Origin of the sequence: Ancylobacter dichloromethanicus (assembly GCF_018390645.1) — a bacterium.
Classification (GTDB): domain Bacteria; phylum Pseudomonadota; class Alphaproteobacteria; order Rhizobiales; family Xanthobacteraceae; genus Ancylobacter; species Ancylobacter dichloromethanicus.
This window is the reverse complement of record NZ_JAHBGC010000022.1, coordinates 1-809: the sequence shown is the minus strand read 5'-3', so window position 1 is coordinate 809 and position 809 is coordinate 1. Positions and strand designations below refer to the sequence as shown.

The 809-nt window shown below is 64.9% G+C and carries 1 protein-coding gene; it reads left to right on the top strand.

Annotation, left to right across the window (positions count from 1 at the left end):
- Window positions 1–809: IS3 family transposase (locus KHC23_RS14010; protein ID WP_246544609.1), on the top strand; the 809-nt coding region annotated here is incomplete at both ends.

The following is an 809-nucleotide window of genomic DNA, read 5'->3' as shown; positions in this document are numbered from 1 at the left end:
GGTGTGCCGTGTGCTTGGGCAGCATCGATCGACACAGCGCAAGGCGACTCGCGGGGCGGACGACGAAGCAGCTCTCACCGAGGACATCATTGCGCTCGCCCGACAATATGGCCGCTACGGCTATCGCCGGGTGACGGCCTTGCTGCGCGATGCCGGCTGGCATGTGAACCGCAAGCGGGTCGAGCGCATCTGGCGGCGCGAGGGGCTCAAGGTGCCACAGAAGCAGCCGAAGCGCGCACGGCTCTGGCTCAATGACGGATCGTGCATCCGGCTACGACCGGAGTATCCGGGGCACGTGTGGTCTTACGACTTCGTCGAGGGTCGCACCCACGATGGGCGCAAGTTCCGCATCCTGTCGATCATCGACGAAGCCAGCCGGGAATGCCTGGCGCTGCCGGTGGCGCGGCGGCTCAGGAGCGAGGATGTGTTGGCAGCCCTGGCCGAGTTGTTCGTCACCCGCGGCCCACCAGCGCACATACGGTCGGACAATGGCCCTGAATTTATCGCCAAGGCCGTGCAGCAATGGTTGGCGAAGATCGGCGTGAAGACGCTCTACATCACGCCGGGCAGCCCGTGGGAGAACGGCTATTGCGAGTCCTTCAACGGGTCGATGCGTGACGAGCTATTGAACGGGGAGATCTTCTACACGCTGGCCGAGGCCCGTATCCTGATCGAAGCCTGGCGGCGGCACTACAATACTGTCAGGCCGCATAGCTCGTTGGGCTATCGACCGCCAGCTCCGGAAACGGCGACGCCGCCATGGCCCACCTCCGGTTCCGCTTCGCTCCACCTGCGGTCAACCATGGCGG